This is a genomic window from Vannielia litorea (assembly GCF_018424695.1).
GTDB lineage: Bacteria > Pseudomonadota > Alphaproteobacteria > Rhodobacterales > Rhodobacteraceae > Vannielia > Vannielia litorea_A.
The window spans coordinates 1-3,471 of the sequence record NZ_QTNQ01000166.1 but is presented as its reverse complement, the minus strand read 5'-3'; the positions used below and the strand labels follow the sequence as shown (position 1 = coordinate 3,471).

The 3,471-nt window shown below is 72.5% G+C and carries 3 protein-coding genes; 1 reads left to right on the top strand and 2 read right to left on the bottom strand.

Translation table 11 applies throughout. The features are described from left to right. Positions 1–62: 62 nt before the first annotated feature. Positions 63–974, bottom strand: a complete 912-nt coding sequence (locus tag DYI42_RS23550; protein ID WP_213549513.1) for a hypothetical protein — start codon at positions 972–974, stop codon at positions 63–65. Between the two features lie 161 nt (positions 975–1,135). Here DYI42_RS23550 and DYI42_RS23545 point away from each other — a divergent pair, with 161 nt between their 5' ends. Next, positions 1,136–2,380, top strand: a complete 1,245-nt coding sequence (locus DYI42_RS23545) for an NAD(P)/FAD-dependent oxidoreductase (protein WP_213549511.1) — start codon at positions 1,136–1,138, stop codon at positions 2,378–2,380. Between the two features lie 7 nt (positions 2,381–2,387). Here DYI42_RS23545 and DYI42_RS23540 read toward each other — a convergent pair. Then, positions 2,388–3,471: MmgE/PrpD family protein (locus DYI42_RS23540; RefSeq protein ID WP_213549509.1), on the bottom strand; the 1,084-nt coding region annotated here is incomplete at its 5' end.

Here is a 3,471-nt window from a genome sequence, read left to right as displayed (position 1 = left end):
GCAGGGAGGCGGGGCATGGGCTGTCCTTTCTGTGACAGGGTAATGATGGCGGCAGGCGGGCCTCAGTTCCAGAGTTTCGTTTCGGCGTAGCTCACCGCACCGCCCGCCCACATGGTGCTCACGCCGAGGCCGAGCGAGAAGCCGGTGAAGTCGAACGGGTTTTCCGAGAACCACATGGTCAGCGGCGCACTGTCGGCCTCCGGCGCGGTGACGGTGCCGTAGGCCGTGCCGCCGATGCGGGTGTTGCCGGCCTTGAGGAAGGTGAAGACCAGCTCTTGACCCTCCGCCACCTCGGCCTCGGTGCCGATGGCGGCCGTGGTGTAGAGGCGCGGGGCCCAGGTGAAACCGAGGTCGATCGAGAAGCCGGTTTCCGTCACCACGCCGTTGCCTTCGGCGCTCTGGAGGCCGATGGTCACGGTGTTGAAGCCCATGCGCTCCAGCGTGTCGAGGCTGTCCTGGAAGGCGGGGCTGGCGGCGAGGATATGCTTGACGCTGGCGCTGTCGCGGGCTTCCAGCGCGGCGACGAGGGCCGAGGCGGCGCGGGGCTCGGGCAGGGCGCGGCGCACCTCGCCCGCGGCCTCCTCGATCATCGCGAGATACTGGCTGGCGGCCCAGCGGAGTTTTTCGGCACGGTGGCCGCCGAAGATCTGGCCGAGGTCGAGCCTGGCGGGGCGGGTCACGGCACCATCGAGCGCCACGCAGCGCCCGAAGTGGTTGGCCAGCCCGGCGCGGCAGGACATCTCCACGCTGCGCCAGGCGCAGGCGTTGAGCCCCGCATCGCCACAGGGCCGGCAGGTGCCGCCCACTTCGTGCAGCCATGCACCGCAGCGGGGCGCGGTGGCCGCCTCAAGAGCGCAGGCCTTCTGGCCGTTGCCACCGCAGCTGCTGGCTTCGGCGCGGGAGGCGGGGGCGAGGGCGGAAAAGGCGAGGCCGAGGGCCACCAGGATCAGGGCTGTCTTGAGCAGGGTTTTCATCGGTCTCTTCCTCCGGGGCGCGGGGTGGTGTGCTGTTTGGTGGCCCCAACTTGCCCGGCGCGCGGCCCCGGCGGCATGGGGCCGATCCCCCATTCGGCAGTGGATGGTCTTGGCGGGCGGCGGGGTGTAGCAACGGCGAAGGGCGGAAGCGGAGGCAACGCGTGGCGGACATCGACATAGCCGTGGTGGGTGCCGGTATGGTGGGGGTGTCATCGGCGCTCTGGGCGCAGTTGCGCGGGCACCGCGTGGTGCTGGTCGACCCGGCGCCGCCGGGCTCGGGCACCAGCGCGGGCAACGCCTGCACCATCGCCACCTATGCCTGCCTGCCGGTCAACGACCCTTCGGTGTTCCGCGATCTGCCCGCGCTGCTCTTCGGGCGCGGCTCGCCGCTTGCGCTGTCGTGGACGCACGCGTTGCGCCATCCGCTCTGGATGCTGGCCTTTCTGGCCAATTGCCGCTCCGCCCGGTCACGCGAGATTTCGCGGGTGCTGGCCGATTTGCTCTCCCGCGCCGATGCCGGGCTGAACCCCTTGATCGAGGCGGCGGGCGCGGAAGATCTGGTGGAGGCGCGCGGGCAGCTTCAGGTCTGGTCCACCGCGAAGGGCGCACGGGGGGCGGAGGCCGGGTTGGCGTGGAAGCGCAGCCTTGGCGTGCCCTTCGAGGAGATCGAGCCGGACGCCGCGCGGCAGATGGAGCCGGGCTTGGCCCTGCCCATCGCCCGCGCCGTGCACCATACTGGCGCCAGGCAGATCCGCGACCCGGAGGCACTGGTGCAGCTGATGCACGCGCGCTTCACCGCGCTGGGCGGCGAGACGGTGGCAGAGCGGGCAACGGCGATGGCGGCCGATGACGCCGGGGTGACGCTGACACTGGGCGACGGGCAGGGGCTGCGCGCCGCCCGCGCGGTGCTGGCGGCGGGGGCCTTCTCGCGGCGGATCCCGGGTGGCGGGGCCGAGCGGCTGCCGCTGGGCACGGAGCGTGGCTATCACCTGATGTTCGCGGGGGAGGCCGCGCGTGTGACCCGGCCCGTGGGCTGGGCCGAGGGTGGCTTTTACGCCGTGCCCACCGCGCGCGGGTTGCGGCTGGCGGGCACGGTGGAGATTGCGGCGCTCGGTGCTCCGCCCAACCGCGAACGGCTGGCCTACCTGGCGCGGCGCGGGGCAGAGCTGCTGGGGCCGCTGCCCGCGCGTGACGCGGAGTGGCTGGGCTTTCGCCCCACGATGCCCGATGCGCTGCCCGTGCTCGGCCCCGCCCCCGGCGCGCCGCGCATCCTGCACGCCTTCGGGCATCAGCACCTCGGCCTTACGCTGGGCGGGCTGACCGGGCGCATCATTGCCGATCTCTGCGAGGGGTGGCAGCCGAACCTCGCGCTGGAGCCGATACGCCCGGACCGACGGTTCTTCTGAACGGCGGTCAGGCTGGCGTGGCCAATGTTTCCATCAGGGCCGAGATCGGGGCGTCCTCCAGCCCGGCGACGGCCTGCGCCACCGCCTCGGTGCGGGCGGCAGGCAGGGTCAGCCCCGCGTTGGCGATGAACTTGGCCTGCGCCGCCTCCAGCGATAGCCGCCGGGGGCCCGCACCGTTGTTGACCGGCACATGGGCCTCCAGCCGCCGCCCGTCCGCCAGCACCAGCCGAAGGCCGCCCGAGTAGAAATCGGGGAAGCGGCTGTGCGGGTCGGTCACGCAGGTGCAGCGGGCGGCGAGCGCCTGCACCTCCGCGTCGGCCAGCGCCGCCTCTGAAAGCTCGGCCAGCCCGAAGCGGCCCTTGAGCAGCGCGGTGGCGACCACGTAGGGCGCGGAAAACTGCGCTTCATAGGCGCTGCGCGTCCGGCGCTTCTGCTCGATCGGCTCGGCCACCACCTGCATCGTCTCATCGGGCAGGAGGATCTCGACCGCGTCGATTTCCGCCCCGCCGATCTCACCCTGCAAGCCGATGGCCGCCTCGGCGGCGCCGTGGATGTAATGGCAGACGGGGTAGGGCTTCAGCGCCGTGTCCGCCAGCTTCCATTGGTGCCCCAGCCCCTCGGTGATCTCTGCCAGCTCCACCGTGACCGCGTCGGGCAGGTGGGTGTCGAAAATGCCGAAGCGGCCCTCCAGGGGGCGGGCCGGGCCGACAAAGCCGTGCCGCCCGAAGGTGGCGCAGGTGATGCCGGTCGAGGCGGCCCAGCCGGGGTGCAGCCGCTTGGTCCAGGCCCCGTCTTCGAGGTAGACCTGCACGCCCGAGGCGGTGCTGGCGGCCATGCCGAGCGCATTGACGTGGTCCGTCACCTCCGCGCCCATCAGCCGCCCGGCGGCCAGCGCGGCGCTGAAATGGCCCAGAACGCCGGTGGCGTGAAACCCCTGCCGCTGGAAGCCGCCCTTCGCCGCCGCGCCGAGGCGGATCGCCGCCTCCATGCCGAGGCAATAGGCCACCAACGCCTCCCGGCCCGTGACCCCGCGCTGCTCTGCCACTGCCAGAACGGCGGGCAGCACGGCGGCGGTGGGGTGGAGGATGGCC